We start from the raw sequence: 24,723 nt of genomic DNA on the forward strand, positions 1-24,723 counted from the left end.
GCAGGCAGAGGCGGCGGCCCCATACCTCCCCGTTGCACTACGCCGTCATGGCCGGGCTCGTCCCGGCCATCCACGCCGCGCAGTGACGGCTCGTGTTGGGCGGGAGGACGCCAATCTCGAAAAATTATCCACTCGCATGTCGCCCGGATCGGTCTTTGGCGTAGAGCCGGTCCTGTCCGTGGCTGGGCCGTGCCCCTCGGCGTGGGTGGCCGGGACAAGCCCGGCCATGACGTCCCCGAAATATGTGACTCGCTTAGCCCGTTAAAGGGAGCGCTTCGCTCATCCGCACTGCCCCCTGTGCCGCAAAAAGTGGTCCGCCAGCACGCAGGCCATCATTGCCTCTCCCACCGGCACGGCGCGGATGCCGACGCAGGGGTCGTGACGGCCCTTGGTGACGATCTCCGTCTCATTGCCCGCGCGGTCGATCGTGCGGCGGGGCGTCAGGATCGAGGAGGTGGGCTTCACCGCGAAGCGCGCCACGATCGGCTGGCCTGTCGAGAGCCCGCCGAGCACGCCGCCGGCGTGGTTCGACAGGAAGGTCGGACCGGCGCGCATCTCGTCGGCGTTTTCCTCGCCCGTCAGCTCCGCGGACGCGAAGCCGTCGCCGATCTCGACGCCCTTCACGGCGTTGATCGACATCATGGCCGCGGCGAGATCGGCGTCGAGCTTGCCATAGAGCGGCGCGCCCCAGCCGGCCGGCGCGCCTTCGGCCACAACCTCCACAACGGCGCCGATGGAGGAGCCCGCCTTGCGCACGCCGTCGAGATAGTCGGCCCATTGCGCGGCCATGACGGCGTCGGGGCAGAAGAGCGGATTGCGCTCGACTTCCGCCCAGTCGAAGCGGGCGCGGTCGATCTTATGCGGCCCGATTTGCACCAGCGCGCCGCGGATCGAGACGTTGGGAATAACTTTGCGCGCCACCGCACCGGCGGCGACGCGCGCCGCCGTCTCGCGCGCCGATGAGCGCCCGCCGCCGCGATAGTCGCGAATGCCGTATTTCGCCTCATAGACGTAATCGGCATGTCCGGGACGGTATTTATTGGCGATCTCGCCATAGTCCTTCGAGCGCTGGTCGGTATTCTCGATCATGAGCGCGATGGGCGTGCCGGTCGTCACTTGCCGGCCCTCGGCGTCGGTGAAGACGCCGGACAGGATTTTGACGTCGTCCGCCTCGCGCCGCTGCGTGGTGAAGCGCGACTGCCCGGGCTTGCGCTTGTCGAGGAAGCCCTGGATGTCGGCCTCGGTCAGCGCGATACCGGGCGGGCAGCCGTCGACGATCGCGCCGATGGCGATTCCATGGCTTTCGCCGAAAGTGGCGACTCGGAAGAGGTGGCCGAAGCTGTTGTGGGACATTGGCGCGTTCTAAGTCGCGCGGGCAGGCGGGTCAAACCCAGCGGTTCAACAGCCGCCTCAGCGCTGCGACGTGGCTGCGGGCGCCGCCGCGCCGGGCGCCGCCGGGTTCTCCAAAAGCCGGCGCAACTGCGCGACGGCCGCATTCACCAGCCCCGAGCGCGGCCGGGCCGGGCCGATCTCCACCGCGGCCATATTGGCCAGCGCCCGGGCGAGATTGTCGGTGGGGCGCCCCATTGCGTCGAACAGCGCGAGGTCGTCGTTCGGCGTCGCGGCGATTCCTTCCGAGACATGCGCGGCGTAATTGCCGATGCGCGCGAGTTCCCCCGAGCAGTCGATGGTGGGCAGGGGCGGGAGCGCCGCAGGCAAAGCGGCGAGCGAGGCCGTCGCCTCGAGGCGGGCGGCGGGCGACGGGGCCGGCAGCGCTTTGGCGCGTTGGGGCCGCGCCTCGGAAACGCCGGCCATGATCGACGGCGCAGGGATGAGGTCCGGCGCGGCGGGGGCGGCGCGTCGCGTTCCCCAGCCGACATCGCCGCGGCCATGTGCCGCGAGCCAGCGGGCCCGCAGCGTATTCTGCAAGCCGCGCGGCGCGATCCCCATCGGCACGATGCGCTGCGGCAGCATGCGCATCATGCCGGCCCGCGAGGCCGGCGCGGCGCTCAGCGTGGGGCCGGTCGCCGGGCTCGGAGCCGGCCGGGCGGCTGCTGCGGGGGGCGTCGCGCGCGCCACCACAGTCGCGCATTGCGCCGGCGCCCAGCGCTCGATAATGGCGCGGGCGCTGTGGCGCTTATAGTCGACGTAATAGCGCCGCAGCAGCAAAGCGGCGACGGCGGCGCCTTCCTCGGCCGAGGCAAAGGCGACATGGCCGTCCGCGTCGGCGGCGATCTCGCCGTTCCAGCCGGCGCTTTTCACGCACCAGTAATTATTGAGCTTCACGCAGCGCGCCGGTTCGTTGTCGTCGGCGTCGAAGGCGCGCTTGGCGGCGGCGAGCGGGCTCATATCGAGCCAGAGGGCGCTTTCGACGCGCCAATTGTCGACGGCGCGTTTCTCAGGCGCATAGGAGGGCGTCGGCGTGCGCCAAAAAAGCGCGGCGGGCGCGATGACGAGCGGCGGCGGCTTGGCGGGCGCGGCGGCGGCGATCAGCGTCACGAGCGTTTCGATCAGCATGCGCCACGCCCCCGCGCCTTTGGGTAAAACTCAGTCGGGATCGTCGGCGTCGCCGCCGAGCGCCGAGGGCGTGACGAAGCGATGCAGTCGCGCGGCGCCTCTGCGGACCTCGGCCCAATGTTCCGTATCGAAATCCAGAATGGCAAGCGCGGCCGTCGGAAAGCTCGAACGCATATGGCCGAGTTCTTTCTCGTCGCCGCTGCCCGCGAGCCAGACGGCGAGTTCGGCGAAGCCTGGATTATGGCCCACCGCCAGCAGGGTCTGCGCCTTGTCGGGCGTCTGCCGCAGCACATCGAGGAGGTGGTCGGCCTCGGCGAGATAGATCGTGTTCTCGACGACATGCGTGACATGGCCGGGAAAGGCTTGCAGCGCCAGCTCCATCGTCTGCTTGGCGCGCCGCGCGTTCGAGGCGACGGCGAGATCGGGCGTCATGCCGGCCTCATGCAGAAAGGCCCCCATGCGGCGGGAGTCGTCCTCGCCGCGCCGCGTGAGCGGGCGCTCGCGGTCTCCACCCGCTGAGTGTCGGTCGGCTTTGCCGTGGCGCAGAAGAAGCAGTCGTCGCATGGCGCCTCTCTAGCACGCATTCGAAAGCGGCGGCTATTGTCGCGCGCGCGATTTACCCAGCTCACGCCCCTTGGAATGCGGGGAGACATCGTCGCAGGCTTTACCCGGTCGGGCCCGCCGTGCAAGCTCCGCCCCGCCACCCGCCCGGGCAAGGGCCTCGAGTAAAATATCATGCAAGAGCTTAGACAACGGAAGGCGGCTCTGGCGCGCCTCGTTTTCCTCGGCCTCGTCGCCGCGGCGGCCCTCGCGCCGCTTGCCCCGCGCGCGGGCGAGAGCGACATCGTCCTGGATAATCTTACCTTTACGGTCGACGCCACGACCTATCGCATTCCCCACCTGGAGCTCAAAGGCGCTTCCCTGTCGGCCATTGATCTCGCCGATCTCTTCAAGGGCGACGCAAAAGCTGTGGATGGACGGCTTGCGCGCCTCTCCGCCAAAAGTCTTCGCATTCCCGCGCTCACCAGCGAGACCAGGGCCGGAGGCGTCGTCGAGCGAAGCGCCTATCGCGACATCGACGCCGCCGACGTCGTCGCAGGCAGGGTCGCGGTCCTGCGGGCGGCCGGCGCCGAGCAGACGGTGGAAAAACCGGATGGCGGCGCGCAGCATTATCTCTGGGGCGCGAGCGTCGCCAAGGGCATCGACCTGCGCCAGCTTGCCTATCTCGCGCTCGCGACGCGGCTCGATTCGCAGGAGGCGACGAAGCCAGTCGTCGATGAGGAAAGCGTCGAGCAGCTCGTTATCGAGGACAAGGCCGGGGGGATGACGACCACGATTGGCCGTCTCGCCGTCACGGGCGTGAAGGGCAGGGCGCTGCCTTTCCCTCTCCCGCAGCTTCGCGACCGGCTGGCGAAATTCGACGCCGACAAGGCGGAGGCCGATCCGGCGCTGCTGAAGGACGTGATCGACGCGGCGGCTTCTTTCGACGTGGCGTCGCTGGACATTCGTGAGATTGCCGCCACGGGCAAGGGCGCGCCGGCAGAGAGCCCCTATACGGTGAAAATCGGCCGCATCGCCGCCAGCGGCGTCGCCAATGGCGTGCTCGGAAGCCTCGCGCTGGAGGATCTCTCGCTCGTCGCCTCCGACGGCGGTCGGCTGGCGCTGAAGCGCTTCGGCCTGCGCGACGCGCGCCTCGCTTCTCTCGTCGAAAGCCCCTTTCCTCAGGTCGGCCATATCGAAGCCAAGGGCCTCGACGGCGATCTCCCAGACGCGCGGCTGGGCGAGAGCGCGCGCATGAAATTCAGCCTCGCGGGCGCCGAGGCGGATTTCGCGGACTTCCGCGAGATTGCGCCGACCAAACTCTCCGGGCGCATGGACCGGCTGGTTATCGACCTCGCGTCGCGCGGCGAAGCGCCGTCGACGGCGCAGTTTCTGGCGCTGGGCTATCGCACTCTCGATCTCTCGGCCTCGCTTGCCGGCGAATGGCGTGAGAAGACTCAGGAGGCGGTTTTTTCGCCCTTGCGCGTCGAAGGGAAGGACATGGGCGCGGCGACGCTCAATGTGACTTTCGGCGGCGTCTCGGCGGCGGTTTTTTCGCCCATGGCGATCGTCTCCAAGGCGGCATTGCTGGCGTCGTCGCTGAAATCGGCGGAGTTGACGCTGGACGGCGGCGCGCTGGTCGAGCGGGTGCTGGCGCTCGAATCGAAAACCGAGAAGAAGCCGGTCGACAAGCTGCGCGCCGACTACGCCAAAACGGCGGCCGCCGCCGTTGCTGTGGTGTTCGGCGGCGGCGAGAAGGCGCGCAAGATCGCCGACGCCGTGGCCGCCTATGTCATGAAGCCCAAGCGGCTGCATGTGCGCCTCGTCTCCGAGAAGGGCGTCAATGCGCTGGACGCGATGGCGCGCAGGCCGGGGGACATATTGGAGAGCATGGAGGTGGAGGCGGTCGCCGAGAGGTAATATCGTTTCCGTTTGAAGAGCTGGGACTGGCTTCTCATTCCCGACGGGCCGAAGGCCCGATCGGGAATCCAGAGTAACAAAAGCGCTGGTTTGGCTCTGGATGCCCGATCGCTCGCAGCACGAGCGTCGGGAATGGCGCCAAACTAATCAAGCGGATCTCGTATAAACCGCCTCAATCCGCGCCGCCCAAGGAAATGCCGATCTCGACCAGGACGGGGCCAGTTTTTGCAGCGCGGCGCCCGCCATTTTCATCGCTGTCATTTCCGCTTAAAATACCTGCGGATGGGCAAAAAGCGCCGAAAAATCGGCCACGCTCACCTGAAGAGGGGAGAACAATGTTGCATGCTCTGATTGCCGACGCACAGACGAGGCTCGACGAAGCGCGTCGCCAGCTACGCCTCGCCGCCATCAACTTCGAGGTTCCCGACGACGAGTTGCTGGCGCTGCGCGCCGACGCCCGGAAAATCTATGACGAGCTCGCGGCGCTCGATCGTAAGAAGTTGAAAAAAGGTCTGCTGGGCTTGTTCAAATTCTGGTGAGCCGCCTGCGCTGACGATTTGCGTCTTGCTTCCGGAGCCGCCGCGCCCTCCATATCAGCGCATGAGGGCGCGGCGTGCGCCGCCCGCTTTCAGGTGAGGAAGCAAGATGATCAGCCCGGACACCCCTCCCGGAACGGAGGTCGTCTGCGTCGAAGCCCGGCCCGGACGCTATGGCGACGGCGGCCTGCGGCGTGGCGCTATTTACACGGTCGAGCGCATCGCGCCGGCGATCGACGGCGGCTATGTCGTGGTCCTGGGCGAAATCCCGCCCTGGCAGACCTATACGCCGCCCTGGGGACTCGTGGGGATCGGCTTCGAGCTGCGGCGGTTCCGTTATCTCGACATTCCCAGCTCTCTGACGGAGCTTCTCGAGCACGCCCCGCGCGAAACCGAGGCGGCGTAAAGACTATTCGATCGGCGGAGCCTCGGGCAGCAAAGGGGCCGCGGCGCCCGAGCGGCGAATGAAGGCTTGGGGATCGGGCGCGAGGCGCAGCTCGTCCCACCCGCCGGCGAGATCGAAAGCGATCTGCAGGCCCTTGTCGCGCGGCTTGCCGGCGGCGTCAGCCTCCTGGGCGGCGGCTTTCAGCGACAGGATGCGCTCCGCGAGATTGGCGCTCCCTTCGAAGCGCAAGGCGAAACCGGGCCCATGGGCCGCGCCCTCGCTCAGCGCGCCGACGCCGTTTTCGATGAGGAGACTCAGGCGCGCATTCTGAAGCGCCGAGCTGCCCGAGCGGGCGGCCTGGGCGCTGGAGAGCGGGCGCTTCTCAAAGCGGCGAAGCGCGCGTTCGAAATCCACGCCGGTGATTTCGCCGTCGCTCAAGGCCGCCGAAAACCTGCCGTTCAGACTGTGCATCATGTCGGCGACGGCGGCGCCCGAGGCGTCGAGCGCGAGCGAGGAATCGAGCGCGCCGCCGAGCGTCTGCGTGCCGAGCGCGTCCCAGAGCAGGGCGCGGGCGTCGACGCCGGCGGTCTGCGCCGAGGCGTGCACGGCCAGCGCGCCGTCGGCCGGCTTGAAGGTGGCGTGCGCCTTCAGCGCGCCCCGATAGGCCCGGGCCTCGGCCAGCGAGAGGTCGAGCACGCCGTCGCGCAGCGCAAGGAAGATGCGGGCTTCGTCGATCGTGAGCCGACCAAGCCTGGCGTGGCGGGCGGTGACGTCGAGGTCGACGTCGACCCCGGAAAGATTGGGCGGATCGAGCGGCTCGCGGCTCCATTGCCCATCGGGCCCGAGCAGAGGCGGCGCATCGGCGAGCATCGGCTTCAGCGCCACGAAATCGCTTTTCAAGGCGGCCGTCAGGCGGGGCTTGCCGTCGTCGTCGCGTAAGGTGAGGTCGCCCTCGAACGCATTGCCGTCGACCTGGACCTGCAGATCTTTGAGCGCGGCTTCTCGCGCCGTGATCACCGCCTGGGCGGAAAGCCGCGCATCGCCGAAGGGGCCGGGCAGGGGCGCATCGAGATCGAAGAGAGTGAGCGCCTGTCGCACCGAGGCGGCTGAACCGGCGACGCGCCCCGCGTAACGCGCATTGGCGCTCGCTTCCGCCACGCCTTGCGCCTCGAGCTTCAGGCTTTCGCCATCGAGCCGGGCGGTGACGACCGAAGGATCGCCGCGCAGGAGCATGCCGGGCCGCGCGACCCAGAGAATGAGCTGCAGACGCTCGCCGCGCCAATCGAAGGCGCTGGTCAGCGCCGCCGGCTCGCCGATCTTGCGCCAGTCGAGCGTCGCCGACACGCGATCCGCGGCGTAGTCTTTTCCGTTTCGTCTCAACCTCAGCGAACCGTCGACGAGGTTGAGGACGCCTAGCCGGAAATTATCGGCCTTCTGCGCGGCCGGGCTCGCCGGCTGGGTGGCGGCGGCGCGCGCGGCGGCGCCGGGTGCGTCAATCGGCTTCTGATCGAGGTCGACCTTGATACGCGGGCGTATCAAGGTGATCGAATCGACGTCGAGCCGGCCGGAGAGAAGCGGCAACAGCTTCAGCCCGCCGAAAAGCTCTTCCGCCTGGATGACGAGGGCGCCGTTGTGATCGGCGAAGACGACCCCTTCGATCGACACGCTGGGGCGGGGCGCCAGCAGGAGGCGCGGCTTGCCATGCGCCTGGATGTAGAGGCCCGTCGCGTCCTGGAGCTGTGCGGCGATGGCGGATTGCGCGGCTGTCGAGGAATAGAGCCAGGGAGCGACGGCGACCGCAGCGCCGCAGACGCCGAGAAGCGCCGTCAGCGCGCCGATCAGCAGGTTGCGCTTGTTCGCGGCAACCCACGCAAACCTGCCTCGCGCGCTGGGCGCCTGCTTGGGATCGCCTTCCGCATCCGACGACAAGCTCATCTCTCCTTGGCTTTCATTTGTTCTCGCGGGCAAGCGCGGCGATAAAGTGGCGGGAACGAAATATGGCTCCCTGTGTCACACATCCTGGGGCCCGTCATGGCCGGGCTTGTCCCGGCCACCCACGCCGAGGGGCAAGGCTAACAAGACGCGTTATTACTGCGGATGAAGATCCTGCAGGGCTTTGGAGGCTCAAGGCCCCGTTCCTTTCGTCGTTGCGAATGTTCCAATTGCTCTCCGGCATTGGCTGATGTTGCGCGGCGTGGATGGCCGGGACAAGCCCGGCCATGACGCATGCGCCGGCACGCGACGCGGGGGAGGGCCCGGCAGGCGTCGTTAGCCGCTTCGCGCGAGAGCGAGCTGCTCGCGCAACGTCCGGAGGATCTCTTCGACATAAAAAGGTTTTTCGATAATCGGCCGAAGCAGATAGCTTTCGGGAAGCCCGGCACGCCCGCAACCTGTCGTAAAGACGAAAGGAATTTGGCGCGCGGAAATTGCGTCGGCGACCGGATCGATCCTGTCCGGTCCAATGTTCACGTCGAGAAGCGCGATGTCGAAGGCGGCGGTTCGCGCAAGCAGCAATGCCTGGGACAAAGTGCGGGCCGAGCCGGCGACGACAAGGCCGAAATCCGTCAGCGTTTCTTCCAGAGCGAGCGAGATATAGGGATCATCTTCGACAATCAGCACCCGGCGTCCGAGCAGGGGGTCGCTCGGCCGTTGCGGCGCATCGCTCGATGCGCCGCCGGGTCTGGGGTGTGGCGCGTCCGAGACAGACATAAGCAAGGATCGTGCGGCCGTTCACCGCACGAGTCCAGCGCTCGCCTCAAAAGCTTGTCGACTGTTGCAATTCAGTCGCAGTCGGCGCGGCTGATTCTCCTCGCGCCCCAAAGCGCCAGCGCAAGCCAGGCGATGATGGTCAGCGAGCCGCCGGTCGGCGCGGCGAAGGGAAAGAGCTTTCCCCCCAGATAGACGCGCGCCGCGAGGTCGGCGGAAAACAACGTCACGCCGGCCTGCAGGGCAAAAGCGGCGCTCGTCAAAAGGCCGGGAAAGAGCGGCTTGTTGCGCGTCAGCGCCGAGAGCCCTAATCCCACGCCGGCGTGGATCATCAGGAACTGGCTCGCGGTCGCGAGCAGGGGATTGGCGTCGACATGCGCGGCCGCCGCGGCGAGAGACACGCCGGCCGCGCCCTGCAGCGCCGCGATGGTTGCAATGATCGCGCCTTTATTCACGCGGGTTCTCCTCTCGGCGCTCAATAGGCGTTTTCAGCCTTGAGGAGCGCGAATGGCGTCATCGCCAGGATATAGACGTCGAGCAGAATGGACCAGTTTTCGATGTAATAGAGGTCGCATTCGACGCGCTTTTGAATCTTTTCGGGCGTGTCGGTTTCGCCGCGCCATCCGTTGATCTGCGCCCAGCCGGTGATGCCGGGCTTGACGCGATGGCGGGCGAAATAGCCGTCGACGACCTCTTCATAGACGTGCTCGGCGGCGCGCGCGATGATCGCATGCGGACGCGGGCCGACAAGCGATAGATTGCCTTTGAAGACGACATTGAAGAGCTGCGGCAGTTCGTCGAGCGAGGTCTTGCGGATGAAGCGGCCGACGCGCGTAACGCGCGGATCGTTACGGGTCACTTGTTTCGCCGCAGAGTGGTCGAGCTTGTCGACATACATCGAGCGAAACTTATAGACCTCGATATTCTCGTTGTTGAAGCCGTGGCGCAGTTGCCTGAACAGGATCGGTCCGGGCGAGTCGAGCTTCACGGCGATGGCGATGAGCGCCATGATCGGCGCGGCGAGGATCAGGCACATCGCGCCGACGACCCTGTCGAAGATATTCTTGAGGACGACGTCCCAGTCCGCGATCGGCTTGTCGAAAATATCGATCACCGGAACATTGCCGATATAAGAATAAGAACGCGGACGGAAGCGGAGCTTATTTGTGTGCGCCGCCAGCCTTATGTCGATCGGCAGCACCCAGAGCTTGCGCAGCATCTCCAAAATGCGTTCCTCGGCCGTGATCGGCAAAGTGAAGATGATGAGGTCGATGCGCGTATGACGCGCGAAGTCGACGAGATCAGCAACGGCGCCGAGCTTGGGATAGCCGGCGACGACATCGGGCGAGCGCGCGTCGGCGCGGTCGTCGAAAAGGCCGAGAATGCGCAGATCGCCGCTTTCCTGCGCGGCAAGCTCCCGCAGGACCGGATCGGCCAGTTCGCCGCCGCCAACGATCACCGTGCGGCGCTCGAGCTTGCCCTGGCGGGTGAGGACGCGGACAATGACGGAAAGCGCCAGCCGCTCGCCGGCAAGCAGCGCGAGACCGAGCGCATACCAGCCGAGGAGCCAGACGCGCGAGAAAGAATCGTCGAGCTTGAAGAAGAACAGGGCGACAAGGGCGAAGATAAAGACGAGCGACCAGGCGGCGGCGGCCTTCATCCCGTCGCGGATCGGCGCGCGGAAGGACGCCGTCGAGTAAAGCCCCAAAGATTGCATGACCGCGACCGCCGCCAGCGCCATCGCCGGCATCACCAGATAATAGTCGAGCGACCTTCCCCAGTTCGGCGCGACATGCAGCTCGTGAACCAGAACGCCGGCGCCAAGAAGCATGACGAGCTCGATGAGCCGCACGCTCCCGGCGAGCACAATCGGCGAATAGGCCTTTCCGGGCGTGCTGTTGCTGGCGATTTCGGCCAGCGTCGGGCTCAACGAGGCTTTCTCGCTCGTCTCCTTGTCGGCGCGGTCTTTATCATGAGGCCCGCCCTTCATGTCGCCGGCGGCAAAAGCGCCCATTTCTTTCTCTCCAAATTTAAAAAACGCCGCCAGATGAGGCGCGCATGCGCGCAGACGCGAGCGCGTCGCGATACCCGCGCAGCACGCCTTCATTCATGGAGGCGACAGTGAAGCGCGCGCGAATGACATCCGCCATGCGTTGGGCGAGCGCCGCGCGCGCCTCGGGCGGCGTCTCCAGCATCTCGCGCATGGCGGCTGCGAGCGCAGGCGCATCATGCGGCGGAACGAGGCGATGCGCCTCTTCCCCGTAGATTTCCGGCACGCCCCCGACATTGGTCGCGACGACAGGGATTCTTGCCGCGATGGCCTCCAGGACGATGTAGGGCAGAGACTCGGCGCGGCTGGGGACGATGAGAATGCGGCCGCAACGCAGCGCGTCGCGCGTGGGCATGCGCGGGAGGAAGCGGACGCGGGGCGTGAGGCCGAGGCGATCGGACAAATCGCGAAAGGCGGCTTCGTCCGGTCCGGAGCCGACGAGCGCGAGGCTGAGATGGTCGGGCAGAGCGCGAAAGGCGTGAAGCAATTCCTCGACGCCCTTGGCCGTTCGAATTTCGCCGACGAACAAAAAATCCGCGGCGTCTGGCGCGGGAAGCGCCGGCTCGAATTCGCTCGGCGCGAGACCGTTGTGGACGACGGGCGTCAGCGCGCGCGGCGGCTCGACCGCTTCATGAAAGCGCCGCCGCGCAAAATCACTCTCGAATGGCATCAGATCCGTCACGCGGCCCATTATGCGCTCCGCGGTAAAGAAAACTTGTCCGGAAAGCGTGTTTGTCCGGAAATGTAGGCTTCCGCCATGCGGCGTGTAAACGCGCGCCAGCGGTCGCGCCGGCTTGGGAAACAGGGGCGCCAAGGCCGGAAGGCGCGCATAGAGCCCGCCTTTGGCGCCGTGCCCGTGAACGATGTCTGGAGACAGGCTTTGGATCAGGCGGGCAATCCGCCAGCCCGCCACGAGATCGCCGGGGTGGGGCAGGCGCCGCATCGGAAAGCGGCTTATTCCAAGCGCAAGATGGGGCGAAAGCTCGGCGAGCGCGCGCGCCGCAGCCTCGCCGCCGGTCAGAGAATCCGCGACAAGGCCCACGCTATGGCCGTCCTGCGCCTGCGCGCGCGCGAGGTCGGCGACATGCCTGAACAGGCCGCCGACCGGCGCGCGCATTACATGCAGAACGCGCAGCGCCTCATGTCCATCCATATTGTTTCGCAAGGGGCCACAACCGCCCTTTCGGTTAGAAAATTCGTTCTTTGACAGTGATTGTGTCGCCGGGCCTGACCGGCGTATCGAGCGGCACGCGGCCGGTGACGGGATAGCCGTCGATCATGCGCGTGATGTCCACGCCGCCTTGATAGCCGCGCGGGCTGAAGCCGCCCGCGATGGCGACGGCCGTGCGTGCGGTCATGCCCTCGAGGAAGGGATATTGGCCGGCGGTCGTCACTTCCCCGAGCACGAAGAAGGGCCGGAAAGCTTCGACCTCGACGGAAACCCGCGGTTCGCGGATGAAGCCGTTGCGCAGCCGGGCGGCGATCTCGCGCTCGACGTCGGGCACGGTGCGGCCCTGCACGGGCACGGACCCGATGAGCGGCATGGCGATGCGCCCCGCGCCATCGACCGAATAGCTGTTTGAAAGCGAGTCCTGGCCGAAAACGATCACCCGCAACCTGTCGCCGGCGGCGAGGGTGTAGGGGGCGTCGGCGGTGGCGACGAGGAGCTCCCCCGATAAGTGCCAGGCGCCGCGCAGGACGACAGAAAAGCGCTCGTCATCATTGCCATCGCCAAGGCAAGCGTCTTGCGGGCGACCCTCTTCGAGGCGAGTATCTTCGCCATTTCGGTTCCGTGCCTTGTAAACAAATCAAAAGACCGCCGCAGGGCGACGGCTTCCTTTTATTGCTTCATGGTTAACAAACTTTGACCTGGCCGGCCGGGCGCGGCTTAACCCCGCCTCAACCATAATTTCGTATGACCTCAACGCTTCATCTTCGGAGTAAGCCATGCGTTCGGGCGTTCCATCAGAAACAGAGGCCACGACGGGCGAGATCGATCTGTCCGGAATCGGCCGCGCGCTCGCCAGAAAACGGTGGTGGGTGATCGGCCCGACGCTCGTGGCGTTCGTCGGCGCGTTCGCCTTCGTCAATCTCGTGAAGCCGCGCTACACGTCGGACGCCAAGCTCCTTCTTGAAAATCAGGACAGTTTTTTTACGCGCGTCGACAAGGGCGAGCGCGTCTCCGCCACCGAGCCCGACGCCGAAGATGTGCAGAGCCAGATCCAGCTTCTCACCTCGCGCGACCTTGCGCGCCGCGTGATCAAGCAGCTCGGTCTGCAGGGAAATCAGGAGTTCGACCCGCTCGCCAATGGCGTGGGGGCGCTCACGCGCGTGATGGTTTTGCTCGGCATCGTGCGCGATCCCACGCGCATGTCGCCAGAGGACCGCATTTTGGAAAAATTCGGCGAAAAGCTCGCCGTGCTCTCGCCGACCAAGACGCGCGTTCTTTCCATCGAATTCTCGTCTCGCGACCCCGACCTCGCCGCCCGCGGCGCCAACGCCGTCGCCGACGCCTATATCGAAATGCAGCAGGAAGCGAAGCGCGATCTGGCGCGCTCGGCCGCGCAGTCGCTCGCGACGCTCGTCTCCGACCTCCATACGCGCGTCGCCGAGGCCGAAGCCAAAGTCGAGGATTATCGCGCCAAAACCGGTCTTCTCGTCGGCTCGAACAATACGGTCATTTCGACGCAGCAGCTCGGCGAGCTGAACAATCAGCTTTCCATCGCGCGTGGCGCGCAGGCGGATGCGCAGGCAAAGGCCAATCTTCTGCGCGACATGCTGCGTCAGAACCGCATCGGCGACATTCCGGACGTCGCCAATAATGAAGTCATGCGCCGTATCTTCGAGCAGCGGGTCGCCTTGCGCGCACAGCTTGCGCTGGAGTCGCGCACGCTGCTGCCACAGCATCCGCGCATCAAGGAGCTGAACGCGCAGCTCTCCGATCTCGACATGCAATGGCGCGCCGCCGCAGAGCGCACGGCGCACACGCTCGAAAACGACGCCCGCATCGCCTCGGCGCGCGTCGAAAATCTCACCCGCGCGCTCGAAGATCAAAAGCGCGTCGCCGGCGCCGCCGGCTCGGAGGAAGTGAAACTGCGCGATCTCGAGCGGGGCGCGCGGCTCCTCAAAGATCAGCTCGAAGCCGAGACGGCGAAATATCAAGAGGCGGTGGCGCGCGAGCGCGTGAAGGCGACGCCGGCCGACGCTCGTATTATTCAGCGCGCGCTGGCGCCGCAGATTCCCTCCTTCCCGAAGAAAATTCCGATCACAGCTTTCGCAACGCTCGCCGCTTTCATTCTTTCCGCGGGCGCGGTCGTCGCCGGGGAATTGCTCAGCGGACGCGCGCGCGCATCGTCGCGAGATTTTGTGGAAGGGGATGCGCCGGAAACGCCGCCTCCGGCGTCGCCGGCGCCGGCCGGCCCGGCTCCTGCCGGCGGACCCGCGCCCGCCAAGACAATCGACACAGGCTGGCGGAGAAGCGACGCCGACGCCTTGCGCCGGATCGAGAGCGCGCGCGCCGTCAGCTCCTGCGTGAAGGTGCTGGTGACGCCCTGCGAGGCAGGCGGCAAGCCGATCGAGACCGCGATTGCCTTGGGTCGCAGCCTCGCGCGGCGCGGACGCACGCTGCTCGTCGCGGCCGACGCCGGCGTCCGCAGCCTCGACGCGCTCGTGCATTCGCCGGGCCGCACGCCCAAAGGTCTGTCGGATCTGTTGACGGGCGGGGCGGATTTCACCGAGGCGATCCATCGCGACATCGGCTCGCGTCTCCATGTGATGCCGGGCGGCGTCGCGGAGGGCGCGGAGCGGGACGACCTTTCGCTCGTTGTCGCGGCGGTCGCGCACACTTATGACTTCGTGGTGTTCGCGGCGTCGGCGACGCAAGCGCTCGACCTCGCCTGGCATGTCGACCTCGCCTTCGTGCTCGGCGGGGACGCCACTGCGGAAGCCCTGCGCGCCACGCTCGCGGAAGAGGGCGCCGATGCGCATCTTCTCGAAGACGCTGCGAGCCTCGATGAACTCGCCGCCTGATACTATGGGAGCGCTCACGCGCGCGCGTGGCGGCGGGCAGGTCAGTCTCCCGAAAGGCTGAGCGGCTAAGAGCGATCATCGGCATCATTTTTGGCGGGGACGCTGGTGCAAGACGCTCAATCGCTCGATCATTCGACTGCCCCCAACGTCGCCGAGACGCTCCGTCTGCTGGTGGAAACCGAGATCAAGCGCATATTCGGGATGGGCCTGTTTCCTTGCGACGGCGCCAATCTCGACGCGGTCGCGCCGCTCGCGGCGGGAGTCGACACGGCCATCTTCGTCTCCCAGCATCTTCCCGAGGCGGCGAAATTCCCCAATGCCGGCGCTTTGCTCGACGAGGCGATGCGCCGCCGCGAAGTCGACGGCCTGATCCTCGAATTTGGAGTCTTCTCCGGCCGGACCATCAATCGTCTTGCCGCTCAGACATCGCAGCAGATATTCGGTTTCGACAGCTTCGAAGGGTTGCCGGAAGACTGGCGGCCCGACGTCGGCAAAGGGGCCTTTCGCGCAGGGCTTCCGAGCGTCGCGCCCAACGTCGAATTGGTCGTCGGTTGGTTCGATAAGACGTTGCCGGAATTTCTCGAGCGGCGTGACGGGCCCGCGTCGCTCATTCACGTCGACTGCGATCTCTATTCGTCGAGCAAGACTGTCTTCGATTGCTGCAAGGAGCGAATTGTAGCCGGGACCATTTTGGTCTTCGACGAATTCTTCAACTATGTCGGCTGGCGCCGACATGAATATCTCGCCTTCATGGAGTTCGTCGAGGCGATGGGCGTGCGCTACGAATATATCGGCTACGTCCCTGCGCACCAGCAGGTCGCTGTGCGGATCGTATCGGTGGGCGAGCGGACCGATTGACGTGACCGAGTTGGAAGCGGCGAAAGCCAAAGCCGCTGCGGCCTATAATGCTGCGGCCGATTATTTCGACCACCCCGTCAGCTCGTTCTGGCACCGCTTCGGGCGACGCACCGTCGAGCGTCTCGGCTTGCGGGCCGGCGAAACTGTCCTCGATGTGTGCTGCGGGAGCGGCGGCTCCGCGCTGCCCGCCGCTGAAGCCGTTGGACCGCACGGCAAGGTCGTCGCGGTCGATCTTGCCGAGCGGCTCGTCGCCTTGGGGAAAACAAAGGCGCGCGAGAGAGGTCTCGGCAATATCGACTTCGAGGCGGCGGACATGCTGTCGCTTGGCTACCCGGATGCAAGCTTCGACGTCGTCGTCTGCGTGTTCGGGATTTTCTTCGTTCCCGACATGGTCGCGGCCACGAGAGAGTTGTGGCGCATGGTGCGCCCAAACGGACGGCTGGCCATCACCACCTGGGGGCCGGAACTATTCGAGCCCGCCAACGCAGCCTTCTGGGAGGCGATCCGCGACGAGCGTCCCGATCTTCTGAGGGGCTTCAATCCGTGGGAGCGGATTTCGACGCCGGCAGGCCTGCGCGAGATGCTTTTTGAAGCCGGGATCGCCGAGGCGGAGATTGTCGCGGAAGCGGGGAGCCGTCCGATCCGCTCTCCCGACGATTGGTGGCTGATCGCCATGGGAAGCGGCTATCGCGGAACGCTCACGCAGCTCGACGGCGCAACATTGGCTCGGGTGCGCGAGAGAAATCTGGCGCTTCTGGAGCGATGCGAGGCAATCACGACGAACGTGCTATACAGTGTCGCTGTCAGGTAAGTCATACCATTTCCATTTGAACTGCTCGCATCGGTCGCGTGTCATTCCCGGCGGGCTGAAAGCCCGACCGGGAATCCAGAGTCACAAAAGCGCTGGTTTACTCAGAGCCCGTCATTGCGAGCGAAGCCAAGCAATCCAGGGCGGCGACGCGGCCCTGGCTTGCTTCGTCGGCTCCGCCTCCTCGCAATGACGGCGGTGATTCCTGTGTGTCCAAACGGCGCGAGCGTCGGGAATGGCGCCGAACCAATCAAGCGGATCTCGTATCATCCGTCATTGCGAGGAGCGCAAGCGACGAAGCAATCCAGAGCCACATCACGGCCCTGGATTGCTTAGCTGCGCTCGCAATGACGGACTATGACAGCAAGCTGCGCGCTCTGCGGTAGAGGCGCGTCAGCTCGGGGTTCTGTTTGACGTATCGTTTGAGGCCGAGAAACGCCGAGAACAGCGGCCCCGCGAGGGCGCCTTTCGTCGTCAGCGAAATGACCTCGTCGCAAAGCGCGATCGTTTCGGTGCAAACAGCGTTCTTGTAGCGCGCCTCGCCCGCGCCGAGATCGAAATGCGTCATGCCGCGCGCGACGAGATTGCGCATCAGCGCATGCAACAGCAGCTCCCCGGGCGATGAGCGCGCAATGTCGTCGTCCATGTCGAAAGAATTGAGCATGGCGGAGAAACGGCCGCGGCGCACGAGGCCGGCATAGGTCGCGACAATGCGCTCGCCGACGTTCAACGCATGCAGCTCGATGGCGCCTTCGCCGCCGCCGGAGGACAGGCGATCGAGCAGCGCGCGCACGCGCGCCATATCGAGAGCGCCTTCCGCGCCAATATCGGAAAAGCGCGCGGATTTTTGCGCGATCAGCGCGTCGATGACTTTCTCGGCGCGTTGCCCCGTCGCGCCATGCTCGTAGCAAAGAGCGCCGCGCTCCGCGAGACGGGCTTCCTTCTTTCGTAGTTTCTTGCGCGTATCTTTCGAAAGGCGCGCCGCCAGTTCGTCGACTGTCGTCGGAAGCGCGGCGCCATAGGCGAAGCTGGCGCTGTCCCTGGCCATCTGAAAGGCGAGCGGATTATCCAGCCCCTCGAAGCGTCGCGGTTGATTGCGCAGATAGATCAGATCCGGCCGAATTGGGGCCCGCTGTGCGGAGTCGAGAAGCAATCCGCGCAGGTCCGCCTCGGTGAAGCCGGCGGCTGGGTCCAACAGCGGCAGATTGAAATTGCTTTCGCGCCCGCCGAGGAAAAGAGCGATGTCGAGCCCCGCATGGCGCTCGATGCACAAAGGCAGCAGCGCGAGCGGGCGCCCGGCCGCGTTGCGCGCGACGATGAGCAACGGGCGCGCGCCATCCGCCCGGCCCATTGTCTCGTGCCAGGCGGAGAGGAAGCGATAGCATTGATAGGGGCTGACGACCGCTTTTTCGGCAAGCTCGGCCCAATCCCCGCGTGCGTCCTCGAAAGTGACGAAGACGTCGATGCTCATGGAGCCGGCGGCGCTTACGCGCCGATTTTCGCGCGCTGATCGAATGGTCTCCAACCCCGTAACGATGCGTCTCATGAAACTCGCAGCCGAAAGGTTCGCCAGCGCCATAATCGCCGCAAGGCGCATAATAGATCGTTAGAACCTTGGCCCTAAAGCTATGAAGGCTTTCTTATGTGGGTTGAGGGATTCATGGCGAGCTGGCGCGAGCTTGCGATCGAAGCCGGGATGCAGCTTTTCAAGGCCAGCGGCGCGCATCGGCTCGCCGCCCCCTTCACCAGCGGCCTCGGCGCGATACTGATGTTTCATCGCGTGCGGCCCGAGCGGGGAGAGGCTTTCGCGCCCAACGCCGGCCTCGAGATCACGCCGCAATTCCTCGACGCCACGCTGACCCATCTCGCCGCGCGGGGCTATGATATTCTTTCGCTTGACGCCGCTCTCGACGTGCTGCGCGCGCACGCGGCTCCAAAGCATCCCTTTGTCGTTCTCACTTTCGACGACGGCTATCGCGATCTCGTCGAGCACGCTTTGCCGGTGCTGGAGCGTCATCGCGCGCCCTTCACCGCTTATGTGACGTCGGGTTTCGCCGATCAAACGGCGCGGCTCTGGTGGCTCGAGATGGAAGAGGCCCTGCGCCGGCAGTCGCGCGTCGATACTGTCGTCGAGGGTCGGCGGATCGCGCGCAACTGCGCGACGGCGCAGGAAAAGCGCGACGCTTTCGGCGATATTTATTGGGCGATCCGCGACGGCGGCGAGGCGCAGCTCCTCGACGTCGTTGCTCGGCTCGCGGCGGCGGCGGGCCTCGACTCCCATGCCCTCACCGCTGAAACCTGTCTCGATTGGTCGGGTATCGCAGCGCTGGCGCGTCACGAGCTTGCGACGATCGGGGCGCATTCGGTCACGCATGCGCGTCTCGCCAAGCTCGACGCCGCCGATGCGCGGCGCGAGATGGCGGAAAGCCGTGACGCCATCGCGCACCATACGGGCATTGCGCCCAAGCATTTCTGCTACCCGGTCGGCGATCCCACTTCGGCCGGCGCGCGCGAATTCGCGCTTGCAGCGGAGCTTGGCTTCGACAGCGCCGTCACCACGCGGCCGGGAATGATCTTTCCCGAGCATCGCGACTATTTGCACGCGCTGCCGCGTCTCTCGGTCAACGGCAAGCATCAAAGCCTCGCTGCGCTCGACATATTGCTGAGCGGCGCGCCTTTCGCGGTGATGAACCGCGGCCGGCGCGTCACGGCATAGCGAGGGAGGGGGCCATCAGCTTCGACCCGTTCAACGCGCCCTGGCGGGAGATCGAGAAGGGCGAGAGCCGCGGCATGCTGGCGCCGGCGCTGACTGTGGCGCTGGCGGTGGTTTGCCTGACGCTGCTCGGCGTCCTTGCGCTCTATACCAGCCAGCCGGGCGAGATGGCGACGCTGCCGGCGAATGAGGAAGCGCTGCGGCGTTATGCCGAGCAGGGCTATTTTCCGCTGATGGCGGCCGCGAATGCGGCGGAGCGGCGCGCTTTGGCGACGCTCGCCGGGCTTCAGACCTTCGGCGGCCTTTTCGCCATGCTGATGTCCTTCGTCTATGGCTGCCGACGCGGTTACGCCAATCCCCGGCCGCGCGGCTGGTCCAACGCCTTTTGGGCCTCGACCGTTGTCGGTCTCGCTTTGGCGACGTGGATCTTTCCCGAAGTCTCCGCGCAAAAGCTCGATTATCTGCTCACGTCTCTTGCAGCGAATGGGCGGAGCGCTCAGCTATCGCCCGTCATCGTGCTTCTCGAGCGCAGCGGCGCCGTGGCCATGCTCGTCGCGTTCTTCCTTTTGCTTGGCCATGACCTCGGTTACCGGCTGCGAGAGGCTCTGGAAGACTTCGGCCTTGTCGAAGCGCATGAGGCGGCTCGGCGCGCGCCGTCGTCCAAGCCGGACCCGTCGGCGCATAGCCGGCGCCGCGACAGCGCGGGCGGGCCGGAGACCGAGACCAACTTCGGCGCGCGCGAGGCGCCGTCGCCGCCGAGCGCCCCCTCGAATGCGGAGGCCAAGGCCCGCCTTATTCTCGGCGTCGGCTCCAACGCCTCCAAACGCGAAATCGAGCGCGCCTATCGCGCGCAAATGAAACGCGCCCACCCGGATCACGGCGGCTCGGTGGAGCGCGCCTCGGCGCTCAACGCCGCCAGGGACGTGCTGCTCGGGCGTTGACGGCGCGCCGGGGGCCACGGACCGCGCGCCTTCGGGCGCGCTTTAAGGAAGTGCGAACCTGAAGGCTCGCGATCCGCCCGGCGCGAGGTTGCGCGCCTACATCTTCAACTGGGACGGCTTCAGCTTGTCGGAAATTTCCCCGCTCAAATTGACGTCATAGGCGTCGACATCCAAGATCCGCGCCCCGTCAGCGACGTTCAACTTGCCGAGATCGACCCAGAACAGGTTCGCGCTCTTTGTCGACTGGAAGAAGTAGACCTTATTCGAGAGGTCGGCGAGCGAGGCCCAAAGCGTCGGCCATGTATCCGAAGAGTCGCCGCCCGACGTGTCATGCGCGCCGAAGGGCACCGCGACATTTCGGATGACGCTGTAGGCGCCTGCCACGGCTTCACGCAGCGACGCGGGCTTGGGGAGCGTCTTGAGATAGCTCGAGGCGCGGACAAAGCGGCTCTTCGGGTCGATGTCCCCCGGCATGGGTAGCTTCCCGCCGAACAACTTGTATCGCAGCAGGTTTTTCCGCTGGACGGAGAACGCGGGCTCGTTGGTCATAACCAGAGTTTCCGGCCCGCGATTGACGGTCAATTTCCCATTCACAAACTCGAATATGGCGGAGTCGCCCTTGGCGTCGGCGATTGACAGGTGCAAGGGCCACTCCCGTCCTTCGGCGACGAGCGAGACGATCTGAAGCTGCTTCATCGCCTCGACGGCCTCCTCGACAGAGGCGAAATTGTCGAGAATATATTGCGCCCAGGCGGCATTGGTCACTCCGGCCCGGCTGTCGCGCTTTTCATATTTCGTATCGTGCAAATACAACAGATTCGCGCTCAAACCCTTTTCATTCAGGCCGTCGCTCACGGCGATGCCCAACGCCGTGGCGCCTACGCTGGCATATTTGGATTTCCACGACAGCATGTTCGGCATGCCGGCCGGTCCGCCATGCGATGCGCCGCGAGGGAAAACGGCGATCCGCGCTTTGTCGCTCATGTAAAGGTCCATTGTCCGCGCGACGACATTGGCCTGATCCGTGTTCCATAAAATTCGGGAACAGGCGAAAGCGCTCGACGTCAGCAGGCTTGTGGCGAGGACCGCGGCGACAACGATTGCTCTGGACGGCATGAGTATCGGCCTCCTTTGTGCGTGACGAGACGAAGAAAACGCCCGCGACACTATCTTTGGAGCCGTTCCACGCCGTGGAGGTCGGGCCGACGTCCAGGCGCATTTATCGGCGTTTCCAGCTCAATAGTTGCGAAGAAGCTTCAATTTTTTCTGAATCACCGTTCAGTGAACAAAGGCAAAGCATTGTTCAGGCTGAGGCGGTCAGACATAGGCTATGCCGTAAGCAACTCCGCTCTGGCAAAGCTGGCGCGAAACGCTTATTTTTGACGTAAATCACAAAAACCCGGAGTGGACAGAATGAGCGCCATGGGCGTTGTAATTTGTTTGGCCATCGCGCTATCGGCGGCGTTGGGCGTCTATCTGCGTAAGCGGCAGACCGACAATGTCGCGGCAAACCGCGAGGCCGTGCCTGCCGATTTCGCCCGTGACGTCCCGCTCGACGAACATCGCCGCGCCGCCGACTACACCATCGCCCGCACCCGTTTCGCGATGGGCGAGACGCTCTACGACGCCGCGGTCTCCATCCTGTGGCTCGCTCTCTGGATGGCGCCGCTCTATGCGCTCGTGTCGCAGTTTCTCGCGCCGGGCCTGACGCGCAGCGTCGTCTTCGTGCTCGCGGTCGCGGCGTTCGGGCATCTTCTGGAGCTGCCGTTTTCGCTCACCAACGCCTTTTGGCTGGAGGAGCGGTTCGGCTTCAATCGCCTGACGCTGAAGACCTTCATTCTCGACGAAGCAAAGGCGGCCTTGCTCGGCGCCGCGATCGGGACGCCGCTGCTTTACGGCATGTTCTGGCTGCTCGGCGCCTTGCCCGACACCTGGTGGCTTGTCGCCTATGTCGCCTTCATGTCGCTCACCGTCGCCATGACCGTGATCTATCCGACCTTCATCGCGCCGCTCTTCAACAAATTCACGCCGATGGAGGAGGGGACGTTGAAGGCCCGCATGGAGGCGCTGCTCGCCAAATGCGGCTTCGAATCCAACGGCCTTTATGTGATGGACGCCTCCAAGCGCTCGGCGCATGGCAACGCTTATTTCACGGGCTTCGGCAAAGCCAAGCGCATCGTCTTCTTCGATACGCTGTTGGAGAAACACTCCGTCGACGAGATCGAGTCGATCCTTGCGCATGAGCTCGGCCATTTCAAATTCGGCCATGTGCGCGGGATGATCCTGCAGGCGGCGATCATCGCCTTCATCGGCTTTGCCGCGCTCTATTGGGCATTCGGCAATCAGACCTTCGCGGGCTGGTTCGGCCTGCCCAATGATCCCGGGGTCGTGCTCATTGCGCTGCTGCTCGCCAAGGAGCCGCTCTCGCATCTGCTGCGTCCCTTGCTCGCCTGGCGCTCGCGTAAGAATGAGTTCGAGGCCGATGATTTCGCCCGCCAGATCGTCGGCAAGGAGCCGATGATCTCGGCCTTGACGCGTCTGACGCGCGATAATCTGTCGACGCTGACGCCCGACCCGCTCTATGCGACGTTCTACTTCTCGCATCCGCCCGTGCCGGTGCGCGTGGCGCAGCTTCGCTCGGCGGGCTGAAAAAGCCTGCGAGCCGGGGCCTGCGGCGGCAGGCGTGACAATTCGATGCGCGCTCTCGCCTCGGCAGGCTTGGCCACTATCTGTTCGCCTCATCGGAGGCGAGAGAGATGAGCATCGAGACGGCGCTGGGCGCGCGGCTGTCGCCGATGGCAAGGCGGCGAAACCCTTGGGCCGCTTACGGAGTCGCGCTGGCGGCGGTCATGGTAGCCGCCTGGATTCGCTGGTCTGCCGCTGGCGCGCTTGGGGCAGGCGTTCACTTCATTACGTTTCTGCCGGCGGTGTTGATCGCTGCGGTCGCCGGCGGATTCTGGGTCGGGTTTTTTGCGATGGCGGCCTCGATGGTCGCGATTGGGCTTCTTGTCCAGAGCAGCTCCTTCGCCGGGGCGTTCGAGCCGCCGACGGCGGCTGCGCTCTTTGCTTTCGCCTTCGCCAGCGTCGCCGTCGCCGCCGTCGTCTCTTTCTTCGAGCAGACGATCGATCGTATCGCCGCCCAGGCGCATAATCAGCATTCCCTCATCGAGTCGGCGCCCAATGGCATTGTCATCGTGGACGCCGGCGGGAAAATCATCGGGCTGAACCACAGCGCGGAGGGGCTCTTCGGCTATGAGCGCGCCGAGCTGTTGGGCAAAGGCGTGGAAATTCTCGTCCCCGCCCAAGTTGCCCGCGTCCATGTCGGCTTGCGTGAGAAATTCCAGCAGGCGCCAGAAACGCGCGCCATGGGAGCGGGGCGCGACCTGAGCGGGCGGCGCAAGGACGGCAGCGAGTTTCCCCTGGAAATTGGGCTCAATCCCATCGAATGGGACGGCCAAAGGGCGGTGCTCGCGACCGTGACGGACATTACCGAGCGTAAGCAGCACGAGGAGCGGCAGGCGATCCTGGCGCGCGAATTGGAGCATCGGGTCGGCAATATTTTTGCGGTCATTCTCGCCACCATCCGTCGCACGCTGACGAGGGGACGAAATGTCGTCGAGGCGGCGCAGATTTTGACGCAGCGCGTCCAGCTCCTGGCGGACGCGCATGCGGTGCTCTCCGAATCCATGTTCAAGAATATTCCGTTGAACAAGCTGATCGACATCGGCGTCGGCAGCTTCAAGGATCAGGTCACGTCAAAGGGCGTCGACATCGCCGTCAATGCGCGCGCTGCTCAAGCGATTTCCTTCATCGTTCACGAGCTCGTCACCAATGCGGTGAAGCACGGCGCGCTGTCCTCGCCGCGCGGCGCGGTCGCAATCGAGAAAGAAATCGAGACCATCGACGGCCAGTCGTTTTTTGTTTTCCAATGGTCGGAAAGCGGCGGCCCGCCCGCCGTCGCCACGACGCGCAAGGGGTTCGGCTCTTTCATCCTGCTGGAGACGCCCAGACAATTCGGCGGCGAGGCGGAGTTGGATTTCGGGGAGAAGGGGACGACCTATCGGCTGCGGCTGCCGTTGGAGGCCATAAGGTGAGGCAAGGGCGTTACGTCGGGTAGGTTGAGGAAAACGGCTTCGTCGCTCTCGCAATCTTCGAGCGTCCGTCTGATCTCGTAAAGCGGCTCGGGCCAGATTTCCGGCAGTTCGAACTCTCCCGGATGTGAGAGAGAGAAGGCCAGGAACTCCCCCGGCGGATCGAAGCGCGCGTCTACGCCGGGCTTGTTCCCCCGCGCGTCGAGACGCAGCCAACCATGCTCTTCGAGATAGACCGCGTTCAAGCCGTGAAGGCAGTAAGTCGCCGCCGCCTCGTCGAGGATGAGGCGTTGATAGCAGAGGCCAGCGAGGATGTGGTTGGCGCGCAGCAGCGCGGCCAGGAGATGGCTTTTGGCGTAACACCATCCCGTGCCTTCCTGAAGAACCTCCGACGCTTTGCATGTTGGCCTGCCGCTGCGTCGGCAGTCCCAGCTATGATGGATTTTGTCGCGAACGAATGTGAAGGCGTTGTGGACGATGTCCGTCTCGCTTTGTGCACCCTGCGCAATGCGGGCCGCGGCTTCGGCGACGGCAGGATGGTTGAAGTCGATATATTTGCTAGCGTCGAGGAATTTGTCTTTCAAAGGATGAAGCTCGTTTTCAGGGTCGATCTCGGGAAGATCTATCAT

At 65.2% G+C, this 24,723-nt stretch carries 21 protein-coding genes and 1 pseudogene; 10 read left to right on the forward strand and 12 right to left on the reverse strand.

Annotated features, from left to right (window positions below; translation table 11 throughout):
* Positions 1-279: 279 nt before the first annotated feature.
* From aroC to QNA11_RS02325, 3 genes are read right to left on the reverse strand one after another with little or no spacing between them, the layout of a single operon-like run.
* Positions 280-1,353, reverse strand: a complete 1,074-nt coding sequence (aroC, locus tag QNA11_RS02315) for a chorismate synthase (RefSeq protein ID WP_283481817.1) — start codon at positions 1,351-1,353, stop codon at positions 280-282.
* 57 nt (positions 1,354-1,410) lie between these two features.
* A complete protein-coding gene (locus tag QNA11_RS02320; protein ID WP_283481818.1) occupies positions 1,411-2,517 on the reverse strand; it encodes a hypothetical protein in 1,107 nt (368 codons plus the stop codon).
* 30 nt (positions 2,518-2,547) lie between these two features.
* A complete protein-coding gene (locus tag QNA11_RS02325) occupies positions 2,548-3,081 on the reverse strand; it encodes a SixA phosphatase family protein (protein ID WP_281928272.1) in 534 nt (177 codons plus the stop codon).
* Positions 3,082-3,252: 171 nt separating this feature from the next.
* On the opposite strand from QNA11_RS02325, the gene QNA11_RS02330 reads away from it, so the two are divergent.
* From QNA11_RS02330 to QNA11_RS02340, 3 genes are all read left to right on the forward strand, one after another.
* Positions 3,253-4,977, forward strand: coding sequence for an aq_1923 C-terminal domain (locus QNA11_RS02330; RefSeq protein ID WP_283481819.1), 1,725 nt, complete (start codon positions 3,253-3,255; stop codon positions 4,975-4,977).
* Positions 4,978-5,312: 335 nt separating this feature from the next.
* Complete coding sequence (locus tag QNA11_RS02335) at positions 5,313-5,516, forward strand: hypothetical protein (protein WP_202073526.1); 204 nt, start codon at positions 5,313-5,315, stop codon at positions 5,514-5,516.
* A gap of 106 nt (positions 5,517-5,622) precedes the next feature.
* The gene (locus QNA11_RS02340) at positions 5,623-5,919 is read left to right on the forward strand and encodes a hypothetical protein (protein WP_281928270.1); all 297 of its coding nucleotides are present in this window, start codon (positions 5,623-5,625) and stop codon (positions 5,917-5,919) included.
* Between the two features lie 3 nt (positions 5,920-5,922).
* Here the strand turns inward: QNA11_RS02340 and QNA11_RS02345 are convergent, their stop codons facing one another.
* The 6 genes and pseudogenes from QNA11_RS02345 to QNA11_RS02370 all read right to left on the reverse strand — a co-directional run bounded on the left by QNA11_RS02345 (position 5,923) and on the right by QNA11_RS02370 (position 12,377).
* Positions 5,923-7,827 (reverse strand): AsmA family protein, encoded by a 1,905-nt coding sequence (locus QNA11_RS02345; RefSeq protein ID WP_283481820.1) that lies wholly within the window; start codon positions 7,825-7,827, stop codon positions 5,923-5,925.
* A gap of 339 nt (positions 7,828-8,166) precedes the next feature.
* Positions 8,167-8,607 (reverse strand): response regulator, encoded by a 441-nt coding sequence (locus QNA11_RS02350; RefSeq protein ID WP_283481821.1) that lies wholly within the window; start codon positions 8,605-8,607, stop codon positions 8,167-8,169.
* Positions 8,608-8,678: 71 nt separating this feature from the next.
* Positions 8,679-9,059 carry a DUF423 domain-containing protein gene (locus QNA11_RS02355; RefSeq protein WP_283481822.1) on the reverse strand — a complete coding sequence of 127 codons (381 nt, stop codon included), beginning with the start codon at positions 9,057-9,059 and terminating at the stop codon, positions 8,679-8,681.
* A gap of 20 nt (positions 9,060-9,079) precedes the next feature.
* Positions 9,080-10,618 (reverse strand): undecaprenyl-phosphate glucose phosphotransferase, encoded by a 1,539-nt coding sequence (locus QNA11_RS02360; RefSeq protein WP_283481823.1) that lies wholly within the window; start codon positions 10,616-10,618, stop codon positions 9,080-9,082.
* Positions 10,619-10,634: 16 nt separating this feature from the next.
* Positions 10,635-11,807, reverse strand: a complete 1,173-nt coding sequence (locus QNA11_RS02365) for a glycosyltransferase (RefSeq protein WP_283481824.1) — start codon at positions 11,805-11,807, stop codon at positions 10,635-10,637.
* Positions 11,808-11,841: 34 nt separating this feature from the next.
* A pseudogene (locus QNA11_RS02370) lies at positions 11,842-12,377 on the reverse strand (polysaccharide biosynthesis/export family protein).
* 224 nt (positions 12,378-12,601) lie between these two features.
* On the opposite strand from QNA11_RS02370, the gene QNA11_RS02375 reads away from it, so the two are divergent.
* From QNA11_RS02375 to QNA11_RS02385, 3 genes are all read left to right on the forward strand, one after another.
* Entirely contained in the window at positions 12,602-14,683 is a 2,082-nt protein-coding gene (locus tag QNA11_RS02375; protein ID WP_283481825.1) for a GumC family protein, read from the forward strand.
* Positions 14,684-14,788: 105 nt separating this feature from the next.
* Positions 14,789-15,541: a class I SAM-dependent methyltransferase gene (locus QNA11_RS02380; RefSeq protein WP_283481826.1), complete on the forward strand. Its 753-nt coding sequence runs from the start codon at positions 14,789-14,791 to the stop codon at positions 15,539-15,541.
* Between the two features lies 1 nt (position 15,542).
* Positions 15,543-16,352 carry a class I SAM-dependent methyltransferase gene (locus tag QNA11_RS02385; protein ID WP_283481827.1) on the forward strand — a complete coding sequence of 270 codons (810 nt, stop codon included), beginning with the start codon at positions 15,543-15,545 and terminating at the stop codon, positions 16,350-16,352.
* Between the two features lie 352 nt (positions 16,353-16,704).
* On the opposite strand, the gene QNA11_RS02390 is transcribed toward QNA11_RS02385, so the two are convergent.
* Positions 16,705-17,895: a GNAT family N-acetyltransferase gene (locus QNA11_RS02390; RefSeq protein WP_283481828.1), complete on the reverse strand. Its 1,191-nt coding sequence runs from the start codon at positions 17,893-17,895 to the stop codon at positions 16,705-16,707.
* 114 nt (positions 17,896-18,009) lie between these two features.
* On the opposite strand from QNA11_RS02390, the gene QNA11_RS02395 reads away from it, so the two are divergent.
* Both QNA11_RS02395 and QNA11_RS02400 read left to right on the forward strand, forming a co-directional pair.
* Positions 18,010-19,065 carry a polysaccharide deacetylase family protein gene (locus tag QNA11_RS02395; protein ID WP_283481829.1) on the forward strand — a complete coding sequence of 352 codons (1,056 nt, stop codon included), beginning with the start codon at positions 18,010-18,012 and terminating at the stop codon, positions 19,063-19,065.
* 74 nt (positions 19,066-19,139) lie between these two features.
* The gene (locus QNA11_RS02400; RefSeq protein ID WP_283481830.1) at positions 19,140-20,003 is read left to right on the forward strand and encodes a hypothetical protein; all 864 of its coding nucleotides are present in this window, start codon (positions 19,140-19,142) and stop codon (positions 20,001-20,003) included.
* A gap of 96 nt (positions 20,004-20,099) precedes the next feature.
* Here QNA11_RS02400 and QNA11_RS02405 read toward each other — a convergent pair whose 3' ends face one another.
* Complete coding sequence (locus QNA11_RS02405) at positions 20,100-21,119, reverse strand: linear amide C-N hydrolase (RefSeq protein WP_283481831.1); 1,020 nt, start codon at positions 21,117-21,119, stop codon at positions 20,100-20,102.
* Positions 21,120-21,416: 297 nt separating this feature from the next.
* Between QNA11_RS02405 and QNA11_RS02410 the strand changes: the two genes are divergently transcribed.
* Together QNA11_RS02410 and QNA11_RS02415 are read left to right on the forward strand one after the other, a co-directional pair.
* On the forward strand, positions 21,417-22,652 hold the full coding sequence (locus QNA11_RS02410; protein WP_202073513.1) for a M48 family metallopeptidase: 1,236 nt from the start codon (positions 21,417-21,419) through the stop codon (positions 22,650-22,652).
* A 107-nt stretch (positions 22,653-22,759) separates the two neighbouring features.
* Positions 22,760-24,097, forward strand: a complete 1,338-nt coding sequence (locus QNA11_RS02415) for a PAS domain S-box protein (RefSeq protein ID WP_283481832.1) — start codon at positions 22,760-22,762, stop codon at positions 24,095-24,097.
* Here QNA11_RS02415 and QNA11_RS02420 read toward each other — a convergent pair.
* Positions 24,061-24,723 carry a transglutaminase-like domain-containing protein gene (locus QNA11_RS02420; protein WP_283481833.1) on the reverse strand — a complete coding sequence of 221 codons (663 nt, stop codon included), beginning with the start codon at positions 24,721-24,723 and terminating at the stop codon, positions 24,061-24,063. The genes QNA11_RS02415 and QNA11_RS02420 overlap by 37 nt on opposite strands.

Source organism: Methylocystis sp. JR02 (assembly GCF_030063565.1).
Classification (GTDB): domain Bacteria; phylum Pseudomonadota; class Alphaproteobacteria; order Rhizobiales; family Beijerinckiaceae; genus Methylocystis; species Methylocystis iwaonis.

Excerpts from the sequence above, each read along its gene's own strand:
- aroC (WP_283481817.1), bottom strand. The coding sequence starts at position 1,353 with ATGTCCCACAACAGCTTCGGCCACCTCTTCCGAGTCGCCACTTTCGGC.
- QNA11_RS02320 (WP_283481818.1), bottom strand. The coding sequence starts at position 2,517 with ATGCTGATCGAAACGCTCGTGACGCTGATCGCCGCCGCCGCGCCCGCC.
- QNA11_RS02325 (WP_281928272.1), bottom strand. The coding sequence starts at position 3,081 with ATGCGACGACTGCTTCTTCTGCGCCACGGCAAAGCCGACCGACACTCA.
- QNA11_RS02330 (WP_283481819.1), top strand. The coding sequence starts at position 3,253 with ATGCAAGAGCTTAGACAACGGAAGGCGGCTCTGGCGCGCCTCGTTTTC.
- QNA11_RS02335 (WP_202073526.1), top strand. The coding sequence starts at position 5,313 with ATGTTGCATGCTCTGATTGCCGACGCACAGACGAGGCTCGACGAAGCG.
- QNA11_RS02340 (WP_281928270.1), top strand. The coding sequence starts at position 5,623 with ATGATCAGCCCGGACACCCCTCCCGGAACGGAGGTCGTCTGCGTCGAA.
- QNA11_RS02350 (WP_283481821.1), bottom strand. The coding sequence starts at position 8,607 with ATGTCTGTCTCGGACGCGCCACACCCCAGACCCGGCGGCGCATCGAGC.
- QNA11_RS02360 (WP_283481823.1), bottom strand. The coding sequence starts at position 10,618 with ATGGGCGCTTTTGCCGCCGGCGACATGAAGGGCGGGCCTCATGATAAA.
- QNA11_RS02365 (WP_283481824.1), bottom strand. The coding sequence starts at position 11,807 with ATGGATGGACATGAGGCGCTGCGCGTTCTGCATGTAATGCGCGCGCCG.
- QNA11_RS02375 (WP_283481825.1), top strand. The coding sequence starts at position 12,602 with ATGCGTTCGGGCGTTCCATCAGAAACAGAGGCCACGACGGGCGAGATC.
- QNA11_RS02390 (WP_283481828.1), bottom strand. The coding sequence starts at position 17,895 with ATGAGACGCATCGTTACGGGGTTGGAGACCATTCGATCAGCGCGCGAA.
- QNA11_RS02395 (WP_283481829.1), top strand. The coding sequence starts at position 18,010 with ATGGCGAGCTGGCGCGAGCTTGCGATCGAAGCCGGGATGCAGCTTTTC.
- QNA11_RS02400 (WP_283481830.1), top strand. The coding sequence starts at position 19,140 with ATGCTGGCGCCGGCGCTGACTGTGGCGCTGGCGGTGGTTTGCCTGACG.
- QNA11_RS02405 (WP_283481831.1), bottom strand. The coding sequence starts at position 21,119 with ATGCCGTCCAGAGCAATCGTTGTCGCCGCGGTCCTCGCCACAAGCCTG.
- QNA11_RS02410 (WP_202073513.1), top strand. The coding sequence starts at position 21,417 with ATGAGCGCCATGGGCGTTGTAATTTGTTTGGCCATCGCGCTATCGGCG.
- QNA11_RS02415 (WP_283481832.1), top strand. The coding sequence starts at position 22,760 with ATGAGCATCGAGACGGCGCTGGGCGCGCGGCTGTCGCCGATGGCAAGG.
- QNA11_RS02420 (WP_283481833.1), bottom strand. The coding sequence starts at position 24,723 with ATGATAGATCTTCCCGAGATCGACCCTGAAAACGAGCTTCATCCTTTG.